21 protein-coding genes and 1 tRNA gene are annotated in these 20124 nt (G+C 73.1%); 11 read left to right on the top strand and 11 right to left on the bottom strand.

Features of this window, described 5'->3' with window-relative positions; genetic code table 11:
• Nucleotides 1–43: 43 nt before the first annotated feature.
• From H8838_RS01835 to H8838_RS01825, 3 genes are read left to right on the top strand one after another with little or no spacing between them, the layout of a single operon-like run.
• Complete coding sequence (locus H8838_RS01835) at nt 44–880, top strand: DUF4097 family beta strand repeat-containing protein (protein ID WP_185995340.1); 837 nt, start codon at nt 44–46, stop codon at nt 878–880.
• Between the two features lie 19 nt (nt 881–899).
• On the top strand, nt 900–1046 hold the full coding sequence (locus H8838_RS01830; RefSeq protein ID WP_181309798.1) for a hypothetical protein: 147 nt from the start codon (nt 900–902) through the stop codon (nt 1044–1046).
• Nucleotides 1046–1435: a TraR/DksA family transcriptional regulator gene (locus H8838_RS01825; RefSeq protein ID WP_185995341.1), complete on the top strand. Its 390-nt coding sequence runs from the start codon at nt 1046–1048 to the stop codon at nt 1433–1435. Before H8838_RS01830 ends, H8838_RS01825 begins: the two co-directional genes overlap by 1 nt.
• On the opposite strand, the gene H8838_RS01820 is transcribed toward H8838_RS01825, so the two are convergent.
• The 6 genes from H8838_RS01820 to dcd form a co-directional block, all read right to left on the bottom strand.
• Nucleotides 1395–2345 carry a siderophore-interacting protein gene (locus H8838_RS01820; RefSeq protein WP_181309800.1) on the bottom strand — a complete coding sequence of 317 codons (951 nt, stop codon included), beginning with the start codon at nt 2343–2345 and terminating at the stop codon, nt 1395–1397. The genes H8838_RS01825 and H8838_RS01820 overlap by 41 nt on opposite strands.
• Nucleotides 2346–2370: 25 nt before the next feature.
• Nucleotides 2371–3210: an ABC transporter ATP-binding protein gene (locus H8838_RS01815; protein WP_185995342.1), complete on the bottom strand. Its 840-nt coding sequence runs from the start codon at nt 3208–3210 to the stop codon at nt 2371–2373.
• Complete coding sequence (locus tag H8838_RS01810) at nt 3207–4265, bottom strand: FecCD family ABC transporter permease (RefSeq protein WP_224766325.1); 1059 nt, start codon at nt 4263–4265, stop codon at nt 3207–3209. The genes H8838_RS01815 and H8838_RS01810 overlap by 4 nt, the downstream gene beginning before the upstream one ends.
• Nucleotides 4262–5299, bottom strand: coding sequence for a FecCD family ABC transporter permease (locus tag H8838_RS01805; RefSeq protein ID WP_224766324.1), 1038 nt, complete (start codon nt 5297–5299; stop codon nt 4262–4264). Before H8838_RS01805 ends, H8838_RS01810 begins: the two co-directional genes overlap by 4 nt.
• Complete coding sequence (locus tag H8838_RS01800; protein WP_185995343.1) at nt 5296–6324, bottom strand: iron-siderophore ABC transporter substrate-binding protein; 1029 nt, start codon at nt 6322–6324, stop codon at nt 5296–5298. The genes H8838_RS01805 and H8838_RS01800 overlap by 4 nt, the downstream gene beginning before the upstream one ends.
• Before the next feature lie 81 nt (nt 6325–6405).
• Entirely contained in the window at nt 6406–6981 is a 576-nt protein-coding gene (dcd, locus tag H8838_RS01795; protein ID WP_181309802.1) for a dCTP deaminase, read from the bottom strand.
• A gap of 51 nt (nt 6982–7032) precedes the next feature.
• On the opposite strand from dcd, the gene H8838_RS01790 reads away from it, so the two are divergent.
• From H8838_RS01790 to H8838_RS01770, 5 genes are all read left to right on the top strand, one after another.
• A complete protein-coding gene (locus H8838_RS01790; protein ID WP_185995344.1) occupies nt 7033–7806 on the top strand; it encodes an SGNH/GDSL hydrolase family protein in 774 nt (257 codons plus the stop codon).
• Nucleotides 7807–7847: 41 nt separating this feature from the next.
• Nucleotides 7848–7920, top strand: a tRNA-Gly gene (locus H8838_RS01785).
• 96 nt (nt 7921–8016) lie between these two features.
• On the top strand, nt 8017–9003 hold the full coding sequence (locus H8838_RS01780; protein ID WP_185995345.1) for a cysteine peptidase family C39 domain-containing protein: 987 nt from the start codon (nt 8017–8019) through the stop codon (nt 9001–9003).
• Nucleotides 9003–10034: a hypothetical protein gene (locus tag H8838_RS01775; protein ID WP_181309805.1), complete on the top strand. Its 1032-nt coding sequence runs from the start codon at nt 9003–9005 to the stop codon at nt 10032–10034. The genes H8838_RS01780 and H8838_RS01775 overlap by 1 nt, the downstream gene beginning before the upstream one ends.
• A gap of 9 nt (nt 10035–10043) precedes the next feature.
• Entirely contained in the window at nt 10044–10679 is a 636-nt protein-coding gene (locus tag H8838_RS01770; protein ID WP_181309806.1) for a DUF2461 domain-containing protein, read from the top strand.
• A gap of 7 nt (nt 10680–10686) precedes the next feature.
• Here the strand turns inward: H8838_RS01770 and H8838_RS01765 are convergent, their stop codons facing one another.
• Together H8838_RS01765 and H8838_RS01760 are read right to left on the bottom strand one after the other, a co-directional pair.
• On the bottom strand, nt 10687–11145 hold the full coding sequence (locus H8838_RS01765) for an RrF2 family transcriptional regulator (protein ID WP_181309807.1): 459 nt from the start codon (nt 11143–11145) through the stop codon (nt 10687–10689).
• 47 nt (nt 11146–11192) lie between these two features.
• Complete coding sequence (locus H8838_RS01760; RefSeq protein WP_181309808.1) at nt 11193–12107, bottom strand: sulfite exporter TauE/SafE family protein; 915 nt, start codon at nt 12105–12107, stop codon at nt 11193–11195.
• A 243-nt stretch (nt 12108–12350) separates the two neighbouring features.
• On the opposite strand from H8838_RS01760, the gene H8838_RS01755 reads away from it, so the two are divergent.
• Nucleotides 12351–14234, top strand: a complete 1884-nt coding sequence (locus H8838_RS01755) for an acyl-CoA dehydrogenase (RefSeq protein ID WP_185995346.1) — start codon at nt 12351–12353, stop codon at nt 14232–14234.
• A gap of 80 nt (nt 14235–14314) precedes the next feature.
• Here the strand turns inward: H8838_RS01755 and H8838_RS01750 are convergent, their stop codons facing one another.
• A complete protein-coding gene (locus tag H8838_RS01750) occupies nt 14315–16048 on the bottom strand; it encodes an NHL domain-containing thioredoxin family protein (RefSeq protein ID WP_185995347.1) in 1734 nt (577 codons plus the stop codon).
• 60 nt (nt 16049–16108) lie between these two features.
• Here H8838_RS01750 and H8838_RS01745 point away from each other — a divergent pair, with 60 nt between their 5' ends.
• Entirely contained in the window at nt 16109–16957 is an 849-nt protein-coding gene (locus H8838_RS01745; protein WP_185995348.1) for a maleylpyruvate isomerase family mycothiol-dependent enzyme, read from the top strand.
• Nucleotides 16954–17865: an oxidoreductase gene (locus tag H8838_RS01740; protein WP_181309812.1), complete on the top strand. Its 912-nt coding sequence runs from the start codon at nt 16954–16956 to the stop codon at nt 17863–17865. Before H8838_RS01745 ends, H8838_RS01740 begins: the two co-directional genes overlap by 4 nt.
• 6 nt (nt 17866–17871) lie before the next feature.
• Here H8838_RS01740 and H8838_RS01735 read toward each other — a convergent pair whose 3' ends face one another.
• On the bottom strand, nt 17872–19485 hold the full coding sequence (locus H8838_RS01735) for a hypothetical protein (protein ID WP_185995349.1): 1614 nt from the start codon (nt 19483–19485) through the stop codon (nt 17872–17874).
• A 2-nt stretch (nt 19486–19487) separates the two neighbouring features.
• On the bottom strand, nt 19488–20108 hold the full coding sequence (locus tag H8838_RS01730; RefSeq protein WP_219923873.1) for a class I SAM-dependent methyltransferase: 621 nt from the start codon (nt 20106–20108) through the stop codon (nt 19488–19490).
• Between the last annotated feature and the right edge of the window lie 16 nt (nt 20109–20124).

Genomic DNA, 20124 nt, shown 5'->3' with positions numbered 1-20124 from the left:
CTCGTCCCACCACTCCCCCGGTCCCACACACCCTGGAGACGTCATGGAGCAGAGCTTCACCACCCCCGACCCGATCCACCTCAACGTGGAGGTCGACCGCGGCACCGTCACCCTCGACGCCACCGACGCCGCCCGTGACCGGGGCGAGACTCTCGTCTCCGTGCAGGGACGTCAGGCCGACGCCGTGGAGGTCACCCAGGACGACGGCGTCGTCTCGGTGACCGCCCCGCGTCCCCGGATCGGCTTCCTGTCCGGCACGGAGCAGAGCGTCCACGTGCACGTCGAGCTGCCCACCGGCAGCGTCGCGGTGGTCCGCGCGGGCAGCGCGGGAACCACCGTCACCGGCGCGCTGGCCACCCTGGCGGTGAAGAGCGGGTCGGGGAGCCTCACCGTGGCCCGGCTGGCCGGGCAGGGACTCGTGCAGACCGGCTCGGGCGACGTCGCCATCGACGTGGTCGCCGGCGAGCTCCAGGTCACCAGCGGGTCCGGCGACGTCTCGCTCGGCCTGGTCGAGGCAGCAACGACCGTCTCGACCGGCTCGGGCGACATCCGGGTGGAGACGCTCGAGGCCGACCTGTCGGTCAAGACCGGCTCCGGCGACCTCGACGTCGTCCGCTCCCGGGCCGACGTCGCGATGACCACGGGCAGCGGGGACACCAGGCTGCGGACCGTGCACCGCGGCCGGGTCGGCGTACGAGGCGCCTCGGGCGACGTGCACCTGTCGATCCCCCGCGGAGTGCCGGTGTGGACCGACGTCACCACCGCGAGCGGCGGCATCCGCTCCAGCCTCTCCCCCGTGGGCGAGCCCGCCGACGGCCAGGACCACGTCGAGCTCCGGATGAAGACCTCGTCCGGCGACATCGTGCTCACCGAGCTCTGATCACACCCAGGAGAACGTCATGGACTACACCCCCGCCGACATCGAGATGATCGTGCACAACCGGCTGCCGGGGCGCACCCGTCAGCACCCCAAGCCGCAGCCCGTACGCCGTCGCGCCCAGCTCGCCAAGCAGCTGCGGCGGGTCGCCGACCGGCTCGACACCTGATGGCCCCTGACCAGGCCCGCGCCCTGCTCGAGGAGGAACGGCGTACGACGCTGGCGCGGCTCGGCATGCTGACCGACGACTTCAAGGCGATCGTCGCCGCCTCGCTGGACACCAACGCCGACGACGAGCACGACCCGGAGGGCGCCACGATCGCCTTCGAGCGCTCCCAGGTCGACGCCCTGGTCACCCAGACCCGGCGCCGGCTGGCGGAGATCGACGACGCCCTGGCGCGGGTCGACTCGGGGAGCTACGGCACCTGCGAGGTGTGCGGCCGGCCGATCCCCGACGAGCGGCTCGAGGCGCGCCCCACCGCCACGACCTGCGTGGCCTGCGCGGGCCGGGAGCCCGTCAGGAGCGCATCGCCACGCCCCGGCGCCAGTAGCCCATGAAGGCGACCTGGCGCCGGCCGACGCCGAGCCCCTTGACCAGGTGGCGGCGCAGCCCGGTGACCATCCCCGACTCCCCGGCGATCCAGGCGTAGAGCCCCTCGTGCGGCAGCGGGTCCGCAGCGACGTCCTCCCCGGAGGAGGAGTAGCTGGGGGTCTCCCACAGGTCCGGGTCGATCTCGTCGGGCTCGACGGCCAGGGCAGCCGCAGAGACCCCGTCGACGCCCAGGTGCTCGATCACCGCCGCGTGCAGGCGCTCCCCCAGCGGCGCGTCCCCGCGGGCGATCCAGGTGAGCTCGACCCCGTCGGGCGCCACCACGTCGGGCAGGAAGTCCGCCTCGAGCGGCACCTCCAGGAACGCCGCACCGCGGGCATCCGACGGGAGGTCACGCAAGATCCCGGCCACCGCCGGCACCGCCGTCTCGTCCCCGACCAGCAGCAGCTCGGTGGCGGCACCCGGCAGGAACTCCACGCCGCCGAAGGCCTGGCCGCGACGCGGCGCCAGGCCGATCACCCGGTCGCCCGGCTTGGCCTGCGCCGCCCAGTCCGAGCCCGGCCCGTGCTCGCCGTCGCCGACGTGCAGCACGATGTCGACCACCAGGCGGGTCTCCGCGCCCGAGCCGCGCACCTCGCGGATCGTGTAGGTGCGCATGTGGCCCCGCTCCTCGGCGGGGATGGCCAGCCAGCTGGCGAACCAGGACTCGTCGGCGCCGGAGAAGTCCGGGAGCTCGCCCGAGGGCAGCGGGAAGACCAGCTTGAACCGCTGGTCGCGCAGCGGCCCGTCGGTGCCGAAGTCGGCCAGGGACTCACCGCCGAGCTCGAGCCGGACGAAGGAGGGCGAGAGTCGCTGGACGGCGACCACCTCGAACGCGTCGAGGATCAGCGGCAGGGCCGCGGCGGCGGTCGAGGTCATGGTGGTGCTCCGTTCGGAGAGGGGATCAGCGGTGGTGGCGGCCCACCGGGACCACCAGGGGGGTGTGCGAGACCGGGTCGTCGATCACCCGGCACTCCAGGCCGAAGACCTGGCGCACCACCTCGGGGGTCACCACCTGGGCGGGCGTGCCCGCGGCCACCACCCGGCCGTCCTGCATGGCGACCAGGTGGTCGGCGTACCGGGCGGCCAGGGCGAGCTCGTGCAGCACCATCACGATGGTCGTGCCGCGGGCGGAGTTGAGGTCGCGCAGGACGTCGAGCAGCTCGACCTGGTGGGCCAGGTCCAGGTACGTCGTCGGCTCGTCGAGGAGCAGCAGGTCGGTGCGCTGCGCCAGCGCCATCGCCACCCACACCCGCTGCCGCTGGCCGCCGGAGAGCTCGTCGACCGACCGCTCGGCCAGGTCGAGGGTCCCGGTGAGCTCGAGCGCGTCGGCCACCGCCTCGTCGTCCTCGCGGCTCCAGCGGCGCAGCAGCCCGCTGTGCGGGTGCCGGCCCCGGGAGACCAGGTCGGTGACGGTGAGCCCCTCGGGCGCGACCGCGCTCTGCGGCAGCAGGCCGAGCGTGCGGGCGACCTGCCGCGACGGCAGCCGGTGGATCGCCTCGCCGTCCAGCAGCACGCTGCCGCCGGTGGGCTTGAGCAGCCGCGCCATCCCGCGCAGCAGCGTGGACTTGCCGCAGGCGTTGGCGCCGACGATCACGCTGACGCGAGAGTCGGGCACGGCCAGGGAGAGCTCGTGGACCACCGGACGGTCCCCGTAGCCGAGCGAGACGTCCTGGGCGACCAGGCGCGAGGTGGGCAGCGGATCCACCAGGACCTCCTCGGGTCGTGCGTGGGTGAGCGTCATGCGACTCTCCTTCCGGTGCGGCCGCTCGCGAGCAGCCAGAGCAGGAACGGGGCCCCGAAGGCGCCGGTGACGACCCCGGTCGGGAAGTTGATGTCGGACAGGAGGTAGTCGGCGACGTAGTCGGCCCCCACCACGATGGTGGCGCCGACGAGCGCGGCGCCGAGCAGCGTCGTCCGGCCGCGCAGCAGGATCCGGGCGATCGGCCCGGCGAGGAAGGCCACGAAGGAGATCGGGCCGGCCGCCGCGACCCCGACCGCGGTCAGCACCACCGCGACCAGCAGCACGGCGTCGACCGACCACCGGCCGGCCCCCAGACCAGTGGCGGTGTCCTCGCCCAGCTCGAGCAGCGGCAGGGTCCGGGTCACCCAGAGGATCAGCGGCAGCAGGACCAGGAGGGCGAGGGCGAGCAGCCGGATGGTCGGCCAGTCCGCCGCGCCCACGCTGCCGGTGAGCCAGCGCAGCACCAGCTGCGCGTCCCACACGTCGGCGCGGGTGAAGAGGTAGTGCACCACCGAGAGCAGGGCCGCGGCCATGCCGATCCCGGCCAGCACCAGGTGGTGGGTGCCGCCGGGGCCGGCGACCACGCGCACCAGCACCGCGGCGCCCAGGGCTCCGAGGATCGCCGCTCCGGAGACCGGCGCCCCCTCGAGCCCGAGCAGCACGATCGCGGTCACCGCCGCGGCGCTCGCGCCCAGCGACACCCCGATCACGTCCGGGCTGGCCAGCGGGTTGCGCAGGGTCGCCTGGAACATCGCTCCGGCGACGCCGAAGCAGCCGCCCACCAGGACGCCGAGCACGGCGCGGGGCAGCTTGGACTCCATCAGGATGAACGAGGCGCCGGGGATCTCGGTCCCGGAGAGGATGCGGAAGAAGTCCGGGACGGTGATGGTGAAGTCGCCCAGCAGCACCCGGGCCCAGAAGACCGCGAAGAGCAGCAGTGCCAGCCCGGAGAGCACCAGCGTACGGCGCCGGCGGGGGACGCGACGGGCCCGGCGTACGACGTCCGCGCCGTCGGGGCCCAGGGTCTCGGGCCGGACCCGGACCGCGGTGCTCACAGCGTGCCCATCCGGCCGCGGCGGACCAGGACCAGGAAGAACGGGACGCCGAGGACGGCGGCCATGATGCCGACCTGGACCTCGGCGGGCGGCAGCACCACGCGGCCCACGGTGTCCGCGGCCACGACCAGGATCGCGCCGACCAGGGCGGCCAGCGGCAGCACCCGGGTGTGGCCGGGGCCGACCACGGCACGGACCGCGTGCGGGACCACCAGCCCGACGAAGGCGATCGGCCCGGCCAGCGCGGTCGCGGTGCCGGCGAGCAGGACGATCGCCAGTCCGACCACCACCCGGTCCCGTCCGGCCCGGCGGCCCAGGCCGCGGGCCACGTCGTCGCCGAGCGCCAGCGCGTCCAGCAGCCGGGCGCCGACGGCGGCCAGCAGCGCGCCGGCCAACAGGAAGGGCAGCCCGGTGAGCAGCACGTCGAGGCCGCGGCCGCCGACGGTGCCGACCTGCCAGAGCCGGAAGGACTCCATGGTGGCGCGGTCGACCATCAGCACGCCGGTGCTCCAGCTGGTCACCGCGGCGGTGACGGCGGCGCCGGCGACGGCGAGCTTGACCGGGGTGGCGCCCCCACGGCCCATCGAGGCGATCGCGTGCACCAGCAGGGCGGCGGCCGCGGCCCCGGCGAAGGCGAACCACAGGTAGGAGCTCAGCTCGGAGACGCCGAGCAGGGAGATCGCCAGCACCATCGCGAGCGAGGCGCCGGCGTTGATGCCCAGGATCCCGGGGTCGGCCAGCGGGTTGCGGGTCAGGCCCTGCATGAGCGCGCCGGCCAGGCCCAGCGCGGCCCCGACCGCGGCGGCGAGCAGGGTGCGCTCGAACCGGGCTTCGACGATCGGGTGGAGCGGGTGGCCGGGGTCGAGCGCCACCGCGGGGGACAGCGCCCGGGAGCCGATCAGGAGGGAGGCGACTCCAGCCAGGACCAGCACCACGACCGCCACCGCGCCGAAGCGCAGGGCGGTCGCGGTGCGGGGGCGGGACGGACCGGCGTCAGCGAGCCGGTCCGTCCCCCTGGACTGGAGCAGGGTCACGACCCGTCAGCTGCCTCGGCCACCTTGGGCAGGAAGTTCTCCACGATGAACGGGATGGAGATCGGCGTCGGGTTGGTGATGGAGAGACCCACGTGCTTGTCCAGCTCGCCGTAGGCGTGGCCGGAGGCGAGCGCGGGGATCTGGCCGAGCAGCTTGTCCTTGCGGAACGTCTCGAGGTCGTCCTCGGACTCCACGTAGGTCAGCAGCAGGTCGGAGTCGACCGTCTCGGCGCGCTCGGCGGAGACCGTGCCGTAGAACTGCCCGTCCTTGACGGCCGTCTCGGTGATCTCGGGGCTGACCAGGCCGAAGTCCTCCAGCACCGCGACCCGCGGGTCCTGGCGGCCGTAGACGCCGACGGTCGACAGGTCGGTGGCGCTCAGGTAGGCGAAGACGAACGAGGTGCCCTCGAGGTCGGAGTACTCCTCCTTGGCGTCCTCGATCACGCCCTCGGTCTCCTCCAGCACCTCGGCGGCCAGCTCGCTGCGACCCAGCGCCTTGCCGGCGGTCTCCAGCGAGGTCTCCCACGGGGTCACCCAGGGGGCGTCCGGGTAGGCCACGACGGGGGCGATCTTGCTGAGCTTCTTGTACTCCGCCTCGGTGATGCCGGAGTTGGTGGCCAGGATCAGGTCCGGCGCGAGCTCGGCGACCTCCTGCACAGGGATGCCGTCGGAGTCGTCGTACCGCTCGGGGGCCTCGCCGCCGACCTCGGCCAGCTCGGCGTCGAACCAGTCCGAGGAGCCCTCCTCGTTGCCGCCCCAGGTGAGCTTGGTGGCGCCCACGGGGACGACGCCGAGGGCCAGCGCGTTGTCCTGGTCGGTCCAGCCGAGGGTGGCCACCCGCTTGGGCTCCGACTCGATCGTCGTCTCGCCGAAGGCGTGCTCGATGGTGACCGGGAAGGCCCCCTCCTCGACCGACGTGGTGCTGCCGGAGGACTCCTCGGCGGTCTCGGTGGAACCGGTGCTGCAGGCGGTGAGCAGGCTCAGTCCGGCCAGGGCCGTGACGAGCGTGGTGGCGGTACGACGCATGCTGATCCTCGAGTTAGGGAAGCCTTACCGAAATAAGGTAGCCCTTAGCGCGCGTCGTGGCTAGCGGGGGTGACCGGGACCTCAGATCTGCGTGCGGTGGAAGTTCGCGTACGACTTCGACGGCGTGGGCCCGCGCTGGCCCTGGTAGCGCGACCCGTACTTGGCCGAGCCGTAAGGGTGCTCGGCGGGCGAGGAGAGCCGGAAGAAGCAGAGCTGGCCGATCTTCATCCCCGGGTAGAGCTTGATCGGGAGCGTGGCCACGTTGGCCAGCTCCAGCGTCACGTGACCGGAGAAGCCGGGGTCCACGAAGCCGGCGGTCGCGTGGGTCAGCAGCCCCAGGCGGCCCAGGGAGGACTTGCCCTCGACCCGCGCAGCCACGTCGTCGGGCAGCGAGCAGACCTCGTACGTCGAGCCGAGGACGAACTCCCCCGGGTGCAGGATGAAGGGCTCGTCACCGTCGGGCTCGACCATCCGGGTCAGGTCGCTCTGGTCGGCCGCGGGGTCGATGTGGGGGTACCGGTGGTTCTCGAAGACCCGGAAGAACCGGTCGAGCCGGATGTCCACGCTGGAGGGCTGGAGCATCTCCTCGTCCCAGGGGGTGAGGCCGATGCGGCCGGCGTCGATCTCGGCCAGGATGTCGCGGTCGGAGAGCAGCACGCCCGCACCCTACCGTCGTGGCCGCTTGTCCCGGTGCCCGAGAATGGCACCATGCCCAGCGACCAGACCTTCACCCGCTACGTGGCCCTCGGCGACTCCTTCACCGAGGGCGTCGGCGACCCCGACCCCGACCGTCCGAACGGGCTGCGCGGCTGGGCCGACCGGGTCGCCGAGCACCTCGCGGCCCTCGACCCCGACTTCGGCTACGCCAACCTCGCCATCCGCGGTCGCAAGCTGCCCGCGATCATCGACGAGCAGCTGGCCCCGGCGCTGGCCCTGGAGCCCGACCTGGTCACCATCCACGGGGGCGGCAACGACGTGCTGCGACCCAAGGTCGACCTGGACGCGCTGGCCGCGGCGTACGACGACGCGATCGGGCAGCTGACCGCGACCGGTGCGCGGGTGGTGATGTTCACGATCTTCGACCCCGGCTCGACCGGGATCTACGCCGCCGTGCGCGGGCGGATGGCGATCTTCAACGAGTGGGTCCGCGAGATCGCCGACAAGCACGACGCCACCCTGGTCGACATGTGGCGGATGCGCGACGTCGACCTGGTCACCCACATGGACACCGACCGGATGCACCTCAACGCCGCCGGCCACCACTACATGGCGCTGCAGGTGCTCGACGCCCTCGGGGTGGAGCACGGCCTCACCCCGATGGAGGTGCCCGCGGCCCCGCTGCTCAGCCGCCGCGAGCAGCTGCGGGAGAACGCCCGGTGGACCCGGGAGTTCCTCGGGCCGTGGGTGCACCGCCGGGTCACCGGGCGCTCGTCGGGCGACGGCCTGACGCCCAAGCACCCGACCTTCCGCCGGATCGGGTAGCATCCACCGTCGTCGGGCGCTGCACCATCGCGGCCGGCCGTGCGGATGTAGCTCAGTTGGTAGAGCGCGACCTTCCCAAGGTCGATGTCGCGAGTTCGAGTCTCGTCATCCGCTCCGCACCAGCAGCCCCGGGCCCTCGGCCCGGGGCTGCTGTCGTCTTCGGTGCTGGCATCTTGCGACTCCTGTGACTGTCGGGGACAGTGAGACGTCATGAACACCCGGTCCCTCCGCCGTACGCCGCTCCACGCCGCCTGCGGGCTGGCCCTCCTGCTCGTGCTCCCGCTGACCGCGGCACCAGCCGGCAGCGCAGCACCGAAGACGGACACGACCCGGTGCGCCACCTTCGACGGCGAGCGCTACTGCGTCGGCCTCGGCTGGACCACGCAGAGCGAGGCGCAGGTGCAGGCCCGCCTGGCCTCCGCCGCCGACGCCGCAGCCGAGGCCGCCGACCAGCCCGCCCGCGAGCACACCGGCGACCTGGACACCGCCACTCTGCTGGAGCGCCGCGCCGCGATGTCGCCCGCCGACCGGGCCCGCGCCGACCGGCGCGAGCTGGCCGCCGCCGCCCGCGCGGCCGGCAAGGTCCGGCGGCTGCGGGCCGAGGCCGACGGGAGCAGGAGCGCCGCCGACTACCCGAGGCGCCGGTCGATCATGAAGGCGAAGCGCTCGCGCGAGCAGAACCGCTGGTACTGGTGCGGCCCGGCCACCGCGCAGGCGATCACCTGGGGGTGGCGCAAGCGCCGCCAGTCGCAGAAGCACTGGGCCGGCAAGCTCGGCACCACCCGCGCCGGCACCTCGATCACCGAGCTCGTCCGCGTGGTCAACGACCACACCGGCTACGACCGCAAGAAGCACGCCGGCGACTACGTGGTGCTCGACGTGGGTGACTGGTCCTTCGAGGAGTGGTACCTGTTGATGATGCGCCACCTGGAGGACTACCGGGCGCCGGTCGTGCTGCACCCGGTGCTGGAGAAGCGGTTCTACCCCTACCTCGACGACGACGCCTCGGGGCACTTCCAGGTGGGCCGCGGCTTCGACCAGAACCCGGGCGGGGAGCCCCTCCTGGGCTACTTCGAGCCCTGGAACCAGCAGCGCTTCGACCCCAGCGAGCCGTTCATCGCCCGCAATCAGTGGCAGTCGGCGTACCAGCAGTACCGCGCCAACCTCGCGCACCCCCAGCAGAACGTGGGGGTCTGATGCGCCGCGTCGTCGCGACCCTGGCGCTGGCGCTGGCGCTGGCACTGGCACTGGCCGGCTGCACGGACTCCGCCGACCCGGAGCCGGATGACGCGGAGAGCGCCGAGCCGCTGTCCTGGCGGTCGACCGGCGAGTCGCCGGACGCGACCGTGGTGGTGGGGCGGGACTGGCGGGCGGTGGCACCGCCGAACGGACGCACCGCGCTGATCTCCCGCGACGGCAGCCGGGCCGAGCTCGCCGCGGGCCCGGGCCGACGGATCAGCCAGGTGCTGATGAGCGACTCCTACGCCGTCGTCGTGGCCACCGACCGCCGGGAGCGCCGCCCCGCACTGGGGCTGGTCGTGCAGCTCGCCGACGGCTCGACCGCCGACCTCCCCGGGCCGCGCCCGGCCCCCGGCGGCACCTGGTCGCTGCACGGCGAGGAGCTGCGCTACCCCACCTACGGGCCGAAGCGCGCCTACTGCCTGGCCGCCGTCCACCTGCCCAGCGGGGAGTCGCAGCTCGAGCACTGCGCGCCGCGGGGCGAGGGGTTCTCCCAGGTGACCACCTCGGACGCGGGCGTGGCGGTGCTGACGTTCGACGACGCCCGCCCGGTCTCCTGCCGGACGCTGGTCACGCTCGAGGAGTCCGGGCCGGTGCCGGTCGACGGCGTCGCCGACTGCGTCGGCTGGGACGTGGTGGCCACCGACGGCGGCGCGGTCTGGTCCGAGGTGCGCGACGAGAAGGCCGTGGGCTCCGGCACCTTCGTCGGGACCGAGGACGGGACCCGCACCGAGCTCGGGCCCGGTGCCACCGGCAGCCTGGTGCCGTGCGGGGACGCGGTCTTCTTCGCCCGCGGCCCCCAGGACGGCGAGTCCGCCCGGCTGCTGAGCTGGTCAGGCGACCCCGACGGCCCCGACGTGGTGTGGAGCGGCCCTGCGGGGGACACCGGCTTCCTCGCCCCGCCCGCCTGCGCGGACGACGTGCTGACGCTGACCTACCTGGGCGAGTCCGGGGACCAGCAGCTCTGGGCGCGGGTCCCGTCTGCCTAGGCTGAGGCCGTGCAGTTCACCGGTTTCCCCGTCGCGGCCCTCGACTTCTACGACGACCTCGAGGTCGACAACACCAGAGCGTTCTGGGAGGCGCACAAGCACGTCTACGCCGAGGCCGTCCGCAAGCCGATGGAGGCGCTGGTCGCCGCGCTGGAGCCGGAGTTCGGGTCCGCCAAGGTGTTCCGCCCCTACCGCGACGTGCGCTTCGCCAAGGACAAGACGCCGTACAAGACCCACCAGGGCGCCTTCGTCGCGGTCGGCGAGGCGACCGGCTGGTACGTCGAGATCTCCCCGCGCGGCACCCGGGTGGGGGCCGGCTTCTACGACGCCAGCGGGCCGCGGCTGGCCGCGATCCGCGAGGCGATGGCCGCCGAGCTGACTGGGGTGCCGCTGGAGAAGATGCTCGCCCGCTACGCGAAGCGGGGCTGGGAGGTCGGCGGGGACAAGCTCAAGACCTCCCCGCGCGGCTACCCCGCCGACCACCCGCGGATCGAGCTGCTGCGGCACAAGCAGATCTTCGTCGGCCGGTCCTACGGCTTCGAGGCCGACGCCCTGGGCCCCGAGCTGCTCGACCGGGTGCGTACCGACTGGCGGGAGCTCCGACCCCTGGTGGAGTGGATCGCCACGCACGCCCGGGGGGCTTGAGCCTCGCTCAGTGCGGCTGCCAGGCGTCCTCGTCAGCGGTACGCGAGGTGACCGCCTCCGGGAGCTCCTGGCTGGCCAGCTGCGCGATCGAGACCTGCTCGAAGACGTCGCGCAGGGAGTGCCGGGCGGCGATCCACACGTGCTGGAGCACCTCGGCGGAGGCGTTGTAGGAGACCGCCTCCGGGCGCAGGCCGTAGACCGAGACCAGCGGCCCGTCGACGGCGCGGATCACGTCGGCCACCGAGACCTCCCCCGGGTCGCGGGCCAGCCGCCAGCCGCCGGACTGGCCACGCTGGGAGACCACCACGCCCGCCTTGCGGAGGTCGGCGAGGATGGCCTGGAGGAACCCGTGGGGGATGTCCTGGGACTTGCCCAGCTCCTCGGCGCTGACCGGCTTCGCGTCGGCGCGCGCCGCCATCTCGATGAGGGCCCGGAGGGCGTAGTCGGACTTCGCGGAGACGCGCATGGCCCCAGTTTGTCAGATGCCGGGTCCCGCAGGGCCCAGACGCCCGCTCAGGCGAGTTCGAGCTCGTCCGCGGCACGCCCGTCCTGCTCGGCCAGCTCGGCTCGACGGGCCGCGCGCTCGTGCTTGACCGCCCAGGCGATGGCGACGATCCAGACGACCGCCAGGGCGCCGACGATGGCGGCGACCTGGGCGCCCGAGGCGCCGAACGAGTCGGCCAGGGTGCGGCTGTTGGTGACGATGATCAGGCCGCCGGCCGCGACGCCGAGCACCCGGCCGGGCAGGTGCCGGACCAGCCAGGCTGCGATCGGGGCCGCGAGCACGCCACCGGCCAGCAGCGCGCCGGCGTACCCCCAGTCGATGCCGGAGTGCCCCAGCGCCAGGATGAACCCGATCGAGCCGCCGACGGCGACCACGAACTCGGAGGTGTCGATCGACCCGATCACCTTGCGCGGCTCGAGCCGGCCCGAGGAGAGGAGGGTGGTGGTGCCCACCGGGCCCCAGCCGCCGCCGCCGATCGCGTCCAGCGCGCCGCCGAAGAGGCCGATCGGCGCCAGGAAGGTCGCCGACGGACGTCCCTTGAAGGTGGGCCGGCGGCCGCCGAGCACCAGGAACCGCCAGATCACGTAGACACCCAGGGTGAGCAGGATGCCGGCGACGATCGGCTTGGCCATCTCGCCGTCGATGTTGACCAGGATGGTCGCGCCGGCGAACGCGCCGACGAAGCCGGGGCCGGCCAGGATCATCACCGTGCGCCAGTCGACGTTGCCGAGCTTGTGGTGGGAGATGCCGGAGACCAGCGAGGTGCCGATCTCGGAGAAGTGCACCGCCGCCGAGGCGGCGGCCGGCGCGACGCCGGCGGCGAGCAGCAGCGTCGTGGAGGTGACGCCGTACGCCATCCCCAGGGACCCGTCGATGAGCTGAGCCAGGAATCCGACGAATCCCAGGACGATGAGTTGTCGCATGTTGCGCCTTCTCGAGTGGTGAACGTATGTCTCTTTTTATAGTAGACATTACCTATCACCTGGAGGTCAATTCCCCCGCGAGTGACCGAGGTCGTCAGGAAGATCACAGCGTTCCACTTGCGGGAGCGTGCGCCTCGTTGCACAATCAAGTTACTGACTGGTAGGACTCGTGTGTCCACTCGTCGGGCGCCAAGGCCGGGCCGCAAGGCCGGTGACCCCATCAGACTGGATAAGGGTGGATCCGTGAGCCACTACAAGAGCAACCTCCGTGACATCGAGTTCAACCTCTTCGAGGTGTTCGGACGCGACGAGATCCTGGGCACGGGCCCGTTCGCGGAGGTCGACGTCGACACCGCGCGTGAGGTGCTGGCCGAGGTCGACCGTCTCGCCCGCGAGGACATCGCCGCCTCCTACGAGGACAGCGACCGCAACCCGCCGGTCTTCGACCCGAAGACCCACTCGGCCCCGCTGCCGGAGTCGTTCAAGAAGAGCTACCGCGCCTGGATGGACGCCGAGTTCTGGCGCCTGCAGATCCGCGAGGAGCTCGGCGGCACCCCCGCCCCGTCCAGCCTCAACTGGGCGATCGGCGAGATGGTGCTGGGCGCCAACGCCCCGATCCACATGTACGCCGCGGGCGCGCCGTTCGCCGGCGTGCTCTACAACAACGCCAACGGCGTGGAGCGCGACATGCGCGTCGCCCAGATCATGGTCGAGCGCGAGTGGGGCTGCACGATGGTGCTGACCGAGCCCGACGCCGGCTCCGACGTGGGCGCCGGCCGCGCCAAGGCCACCCCGAACGAGGACGGCTCGTGGAACGTCACGGGCGTCAAGCGCTTCATCACCTCGGCCACCAACGACATGACCGAGAACGTCATGCACCTGGTGCTGGCCCGCCCCGAGGGCGTCGAGGGCGCCGGCGGCCCGGGCACCAAGGGCCTCTCGCTCTTCTGGATGCCCGAGCACCACTTCGACCACGAGACCGGCGAGCTGACCGGCGAGCGCAACGGCATCTACGTCACCAACGTCGAGCACAAGATGGGCATCAAGGTCTCCAACACCTGCGAGGTCACCTTCGGCGACCCGCAGGTCGGCGGCGGCGAGCCCGCCAAGGGCTGGCTGGTCGGCGAGGTGCACAACGGCATCGCGCAGATGTTCGACGTGATCGAGAACGCCCGGATGATGGTCGGCACCAAGGCGATCGCCACCCTCTCCACCGGCTACCTCAACGCGCTGGAGTACGCCAAGGAGCGGATCCAGGGCGCCGACCTCACCCAGTCGGCGGACAAGACCGCCCCGCGCGTCACGATCACCCACCACCCCGACGTCCGTCGCTCGCTGATGGTGCAGAAGTCGTTCGCCGAGGCCATGCGAGCCCTGGTGCTCTACACCGCCACCTGGCAGGACAAGGTGATGCTCGCCGAGCACGCCGGCGAGCACGACAAGCTGGCCGAGGCGGTCAACGACCTGCTGCTCCCGATCGTCAAGGGCTACGGCTCCGAGCGCTCCTGGGTGCTCCTGGGCACCGAGTCGCTGCAGACCTTCGGTGGCTCCGGCTTCCTGCAGGAGTACCCGATCGAGCAGTACGTCCGCGACGCCAAGATCGACACCCTCTACGAGGGCACCACGGCGATCCAGGGCCAGGACTTCTTCTTCCGCAAGATCGTCAAGGACCAGGGCCGCGCCCTGGGCCACCTGGCCGGCGAGATCGAGGGCTTCATCAAGTCCGAGGCGGGCAACGGTCGCCTGAAGAACGAGCGGGCCCTGCTGGCCACCGCGCTCCAGGACGCCAACGCCATCGTCGGTCACATGATCAACGACCTGATGTCGGCCGACGCCTCCGCCGAGGGCGGCGACCTGCGCAACATCTACAAGGTGGGGCTGAACACCACCCGCCTGCTGATGGTGCTGGGCGACGTGGTCTGCGCCTGGCTGCTGCTGCGCCAGGCGGAGGTCGCGCTGGCCAAGCTGGGCGGCGAGGTCTCCGCCAAGGACAAGGCGTTCTACGAGGGCAAGGTCGCGGCCGCGCAGTTCTTCGCCGCCACCAACCTCCCCCGCCTGACCGCGGAGCGAAACATCGCCGAGCAGATCGACCTCTCGCTGATGGACCTCGACGAGGCGGCGTTCTGATCCAATCTCGACAGTGAAGGGCCGCACCCCGGCTGGGTGCGGCCCTTCGTCGTTCGTGGGCAGAGTCTGGGGGGAGCGGGTCAGGCGGTCCCGCCCAGCGGCAGGGTCAGCACGGCCTCGCCGGCGGCGCTGACCCGGACCGGGACGCCCCAGTCCTGCTGGTGCACGTGGCAGGCGGCACCCTCCCCCAGATCGGCGTCGCAGGAGGCTGCGCGGGCGGCGACGTGCAGCACCCCCTCCCCGACCGTCGGGTCGAGCTCGAGGGTGCGTCGCAGGTCGGTCGAGCGCCCCTCGCCGGTACGCAGCAGCGCGGCCGGCGTCGCGGTCACCATCAGCTGGGTCGCCGGGCCGTAGCGGTCGTCGACCTTCTGTCCCGGCGGCGGCGTGAAGACCGCCTCCAGCAGCACCGAGGCGGCCACGTCGGTGACCGGGCGCTGGGTGCGGTGGCTGAAGTCGGCCGCCTGGGCCGAGGCGCCCAGCGGCACCCGGGTCAGCCGGTGGGCGGTCGACTCCACCACCACCAGGTGCTCGCCGTCGACGTAGGCCCCGCTCGGCTCGGAGAGCCCGGTCGCCAGCGTGCCGAGCGTCCCGTCGACCGGGTCGAAGCGGCGCACGGCGCCGTTGTAGGTGTCGCAGACGGCCACCGAGCCGTCGGGCAGCGCGGTCACCCCGAGCGGGTGCTGCAGCAGCGCCTCGTCGGCCTTGCCGTCACGGAACCCGAAGTCGAACAACCCGGTGCCCACCGCGGTGCCCACCTCGCCGCCGGAGACCCAGCGCAGCGCGGAGACCTCGCTGTCGGCCAGCCAGAGCCGGTCGCCGGCCGCGGCCAGTCCGCTGGTCTGCGCCAGCCACGCCTGGTCGATCGGCCCGTCGCGCAGTCCTTCGTTCGTGGTGCCGACCAGGACCTCGACGTCGCCGGTGCGCGGGTCGAAGGTCCACAGCTGGTGGATGCCGGCCATCGCCACCCAGACCCGGTCGCCCCACCAGGCGACGTCCCACGGGCTGGAGAGCCGCTCGTGGCCGTCGCCGGGCATCCACTGCTCGCCGTCGCCGGCGAGCACCCGCACCTCGCCGGTGGCCAGCGTCAGCCCGCGGAGCTGGTGGTGCACGGTGTCGGCGACCACCACGTCGTACCCGGCCTCGGCGGCCACCTCCTCGGGCAGCAGGCAGAGCCCGTTGGGCTCGGCGAACCCCCCGAACCGGCGCAGCACAGGGCCGTCGGCCGACGCCAGCTCGACCACCTCGTCGTGGCCGGCGTCGGCGACCAGCACCCGCCCGTCGGGCAGCGGCACGGCCTTGGCCGGGAAGCGCAGGTCGGTCGGCTCGACGGTCGGCGGCACGTACGGCGAGTCGCCCGGCTGCAGGGTGCCGCGCTCGCGGTGCTCGGCGACCAGCTCGGCGAGCAGCCGGTCCAGGGCGTGCACGTGCCCCTCGCCGGCGTACTGGGCGACCACGTAGCCCTCGGGGTCGACCAGCACCAGCGTGGGCCAGGCCCGCGCGGTGTAGGCCGACCAGGTGGTCAGCTCGGGGTCGTCGAGCACCGGGTGGTGCACGCCGTACCGCTCGACGGCCGCGACCAGCGCGTCCGGGTCGGCCTCGTGCACGAACTTCGGCGAGTGCACGCCGACGACGACCAGCTCCTCGGCGTACGTCGCCTCCAGCGGCCGCAGCTCGTCGAGGACGTGCAGGCAGTTGACGCAGCAGAAGGTCCAGAAGTCCAGCAGGACGAAGCGCCCACGCAGGTCGGAGAGGGACAGGGGGCCGGGGGTGTTGAGCCAGCCGCGGCCGGTGAGCTCGGGGGCACGCACGCGCATGCGCCCATTCTCCTGGTCGCTCCTATTCTCCCGTCACGACCTGCGCCCTAGGCTGCGCGCATGACCGAGCAGCAGGCGAGCCAGCCCAGCACGAGCACCGGACACCCCGAGCTGGTCGGGTACGTCGACGCCTGGTGGCAGGCCATCGACGACCTGACCGGGCTGCTGGAGGAGCTGCCGTCCGAGGCCTGGGCCGCCCCGACGGACCTGCCGGGGTGGGACGTGCACGCCGTGGTCGCCCACACCGCGCACCTGGAGTCGCTGCTGGCCGGCACCGCGCACGACGACGTCGAGGTCGGCGAGCTCGAGCACGTGCGCAGCCCGATGCAGGTCTTCACCGAGCAGGGCGTGGCGGCCCGCCGCGAGCGCGACGCCGACGACCTGCTGCAGGAGATCCGCCAGTCGGCGACCAGCCGGCGCACCGCCCTGCTGGAGGACCCGCCGAGCGACCCGGACGCGCCGGCCCCCGGTGCCTTCGGTGCCCTGGGCTGGACGCAGCGCACCCTGCTGCGCAACCGCCCGCTCGACGTGTGGATGCACGAGCAGGACGTACGCCGCGCGGTCGGCCGCCCGGGCAACCTCCGCTCCCCCGCGGCCACCCACACGATCGGCTACCTGAGCGACAGCCTCGGGCTGGTGCTGGCCAAGCGGGTCGGTGCAGCGCCCGGCACCACGCTGGTGCTGACCGTCGACGACCTGGCGCCGCGCTCCTTCGAGGTCGGCGAGGACGGCCGCGGCCGGAGTCTGCCGGAGCCCCCCGCCGAGCCCACCGCGACGATCGAGCTGGACCGCGAGGCGTTCACGGTGCTGGCCGGCGGCCGGCAGGCCCCGCATCCCGCGGGCGTCCGGGTCGCCGGCGACCAGGAGCTGGCCGCCCGGGTGCTGGCCGCGATGGCGGTCACCCCGTGATCGCGATCCCCGACCAGACCGGGCGCACCGTGGTGGTCACCGGGGCCAGCCCCGGCGGTCTGGGGCAGTTCGTCGCCCTGGAGCTGGCCCGCCACGGCGCCCGGGTGGTGCTGGCCGGGCGCAACCCGGAGAAGCTCACCGGCACCCGCGAGGCCGTGCTGGCGCAGGTGCCGGGCGCGAGCACGGAGGAGCTGGTCGTCGACCTCGCCTCGCTGGACTCGGTCCGCTCGGCTGCCGAGCGGGCCAAGGAGCTCGGCGCGATCGACGTGCTGGTCAACAACGCGGGCGTGATGGCGCCGCCCTACCAACGCACCGGCGACGGGTTCGAGCTGCAGATGGCCACCAACCACCTCGGGCCGTTCCTGCTCACCGGGATGCTGCTCCCCCAGCTGGTCGAGAGCGGCGACGGACGCGTGGTGGCCGTGAGCTCGCAGATGCACCGGGTCGCCCGGACCGCTCCCCTGGAGGACCCCCGCCTGCAGACCACCCGCTACCGCCGCTGGCCGCAGTACGGCGCGACCAAGCTCGCGAACCTGCTCTTCACCTTCGAGCTGGAGCGCCGGCTGCGCGAGCGAGCCCTCCCGGTGCGGGCACTGGCGGCCCACCCCGGGTACGCCGGCACCCACCTGGTCGCCAACGGGCAGCTCGGCCGCTCCTCCGGCGTCCTGGCCGGCATCCTGGGTGCGGCCAACCGGGCGGTGGCCCAGCCGGCCGCGCACGGGGCGTGGCCGCTGTTGATGGCCGCGACCGCCGACCTGCCGGGCGGCACCTACTGCGGCCCGGGCGGCGCCGGCGAGGCCCGCGGCGCACCCCAGGTCGTCGGCACCTCGGCGGTGGCCCGCGACGAGGACGCCCAGCGTCGCCTGTGGCAGCTCAGCGAGGAGGCCGTGGGCCTGCGCTGGCCCTGACCTCGCTCAGTCGTCCTTGGGCTTGCGGACCACGTCGCGCACCTTGACCAGCCCGCCGATCGTGCCGACGTACGCCGCACCCTCCGGGCCCAGGGTCACCGCCGCGTAGTGGTTGTTGAACAGCGGGCCGGTGCCGCCGCGGACCGAGAACGCGGTCTGGCCGGTGTGGGCGTCGATCGCGGTCAGGTACCAGCCCGAGACGCCCCACAGCGAGGGCCGCTTGGTCCAGGCGTAGATCAGGCCGGTCTGCCAGGAGACGGTCGGCACCGCCGAGGGGACCACCTCGTCGTTGGTCCAGGCGACCTGGCACTCGCCGTCGACGTGGTCGACGCGGGCCAGCCCCGGCGAGCTGCTGAAGCCCAGCAGCGTCGAGGTCGGCGTGGAGTAGCCGTGGTTGTTCTCCACGACCACGCCCGAGCCCACGGAGGTCAGGGAGGTCTCGGTGGCGGACTCGCCGCCGTCGAAGACCGCCGAGCGGCAGACCTCGGCGCCCGAGGAGCGGTCGAGGAAGACCACGTGCAGCCGCGGCTCGGCGTTGTCGGCGATCGCCACCAGGCCCTGGTCGACCAGCGTCGGGGAGGTGCCGCTGCCCTGGACGAGCTGGCCGTCCTTGCGCTCCACGCCGCGGTCGTACTCGGTGCGCCAGGTGATCCCGGGGGCCCCGGAGGCGTCTGCGGTGAACCGGTAGAGCGCGGTGTCGCTGACCACGAAGACCCCGCCGTTCTCGTCGACGGCGATGGAGTTGGTCACCTTCTCCCCCAGCTCCAGGCCGTGGACGGCCCCGCTGACCGGGTCGACCAGCCCGACCCGGCCGTCCCGGCTGGCCCACCAGATGCGTCCCGACCAGTCCGGTTTCACCGTGACCAGGCAGTCGCTCTCGGGCACCAGGGACTCCAGGCTCCAGGACTCCTCGATGGTCAGGTCGGGGCGGCCCTCGGCGTCGGCGGTGCCGACCGCCTGGATCCGGCGCTCGGTGGTGGTGACCACCGCGCGGTCGCCGTTGTCGAGGTAGAACTGCGAGCCGTGGCACAGGTCCTGCCAGGGCGAGGCCTCGGTCTCCCGCCGGTCGGGCAGGCGCTTGCTGCTCAACGGGCGCAGCGAGTCCGGGTCGATCACCCGCAGCACGGCGCCACGGTGGTCGTGGCACAGCGCGACGATCCGCCCGGCGGAGTCGAAGGCCATCCGTCCGCACTTCTCCAGGCCGTACCAGGCGCTGTCGGTCTGCGGCCGGTCACCGAGCGGGCCCGGACCGAGCTGGGCGCCGCTGGACCAGGCGTCGTTGTTGACCGCGTCCGAGCCCATCCGGGCCAGCCACGGGTGGGCCGGGGGCTGCTCGGCCTCGATCGGTGTCGCGGAGACCTGCCGGCCGTCGTACGCCGGGGCGACGAGCAGGCCGCCGGCGTGCGGGATCGGCAGCCGGCCGTCGGGGACCGCCCAGACCAGGGCGCCGCCGGCGAGCACCACGGCCGCGCCGACCGCGACGCCCTTGCGGGTGAAGGTGGGTCGCGGCACGCGCGCGCGGACCCGCGGCACCGCGAGCAGCGCCGCGGTCAGCAGCAGGGTCGACGGACCCAGGGCGAGGTAGAACAAGGCCCAGAGGGCCAGGAGGAGCCAACCCACCCTTAACGAACCCTGCCCACGGCGTAGAACTCGTTGTAGATGAAGGCCTTGCCCAGGAAACGCGGGAACGGGAAGGACTGGGTGCGCTCGACGACGAGGCCGTGGCGCTCGAGGTGGGCGCGGAGCGTCGACAGGTCGCACCAGCGGATGTGCGTCGGGTCGGAGGCGTACCCGCGCTCCTGGGGACAGATGAGCACCACCTGGCCGCCGGAGCGCACGGCCGGGAGGTACTCAGCGAGGATCTCGTCGGCGACTGCCTCGGAGACGTGCTCGAGCAGGTGCGAAGCCAGCAACGAGTCGAAGGCGCCGGGCCGCCCGAGCTCGCTTGCCCGGAACTCCTCGGTGGTCATCGCCCGCAGGCCACGCTCACGCGCGATCTGCACCGACGCCGCGTTGTGGTCGACGCCGACGCTCTCGGGCGAGAGGTTGGCCAGGTTGCGGCCGATGCCGCAACCCACGTCGAGGGTGCGTCCCAGGCCGAGCCGGGAGAGGTTCCACCGGTACGGGCGCTGGACGTCCAGCACCTGCTTCCAACGGGCGTTCTGCTTCTTCACCAGACGCGCCGCGTAGTCCTCGCCGCGCGTCGACGCGCCCTGCTCGGAGTCGGTCCCCTCACTGCCCACGCCCAGCACCCTAGCC

It is taken from the genome of Nocardioides campestrisoli (genome assembly GCF_013624435.2).
In the GTDB taxonomy this organism is placed as follows: Bacteria; Actinomycetota; Actinomycetes; order Propionibacteriales; family Nocardioidaceae; genus Nocardioides; species Nocardioides campestrisoli.
The sequence above is the reverse complement of the archived record's forward strand: the minus strand, read 5'-3'. Positions and strand labels throughout refer to the sequence as shown.

Excerpts from the sequence above, each read along its gene's own strand:
- H8838_RS01790 (WP_185995344.1), top strand. The coding sequence starts at position 7,033 with ATGCCCAGCGACCAGACCTTCACCCGCTACGTGGCCCTCGGCGACTCC.
- H8838_RS01820 (WP_181309800.1), bottom strand. The coding sequence starts at position 2,345 with ATGACCTCGACCGCCGCCGCGGCCCTGCCGCTGATCCTCGACGCGTTC.
- H8838_RS01835 (WP_185995340.1), top strand. The coding sequence starts at position 44 with ATGGAGCAGAGCTTCACCACCCCCGACCCGATCCACCTCAACGTGGAG.
- H8838_RS01750 (WP_185995347.1), bottom strand. The coding sequence starts at position 16,048 with ATGCGCGTGCGTGCCCCCGAGCTCACCGGCCGCGGCTGGCTCAACACC.
- H8838_RS01815 (WP_185995342.1), bottom strand. The coding sequence starts at position 3,210 with ATGACGCTCACCCACGCACGACCCGAGGAGGTCCTGGTGGATCCGCTG.
- H8838_RS01760 (WP_181309808.1), bottom strand. The coding sequence starts at position 12,107 with ATGCGACAACTCATCGTCCTGGGATTCGTCGGATTCCTGGCTCAGCTC.
- H8838_RS01830 (WP_181309798.1), top strand. The coding sequence starts at position 900 with ATGGACTACACCCCCGCCGACATCGAGATGATCGTGCACAACCGGCTG.
- H8838_RS01780 (WP_185995345.1), top strand. The coding sequence starts at position 8,017 with ATGAACACCCGGTCCCTCCGCCGTACGCCGCTCCACGCCGCCTGCGGG.
- H8838_RS01800 (WP_185995343.1), bottom strand. The coding sequence starts at position 6,324 with ATGCGTCGTACCGCCACCACGCTCGTCACGGCCCTGGCCGGACTGAGC.
- H8838_RS01765 (WP_181309807.1), bottom strand. The coding sequence starts at position 11,145 with ATGCGCGTCTCCGCGAAGTCCGACTACGCCCTCCGGGCCCTCATCGAG.
- H8838_RS01745 (WP_185995348.1), top strand. The coding sequence starts at position 16,109 with ATGACCGAGCAGCAGGCGAGCCAGCCCAGCACGAGCACCGGACACCCC.
- H8838_RS01825 (WP_185995341.1), top strand. The coding sequence starts at position 1,046 with ATGGCCCCTGACCAGGCCCGCGCCCTGCTCGAGGAGGAACGGCGTACG.
- H8838_RS01775 (WP_181309805.1), top strand. The coding sequence starts at position 9,003 with ATGCGCCGCGTCGTCGCGACCCTGGCGCTGGCGCTGGCGCTGGCACTG.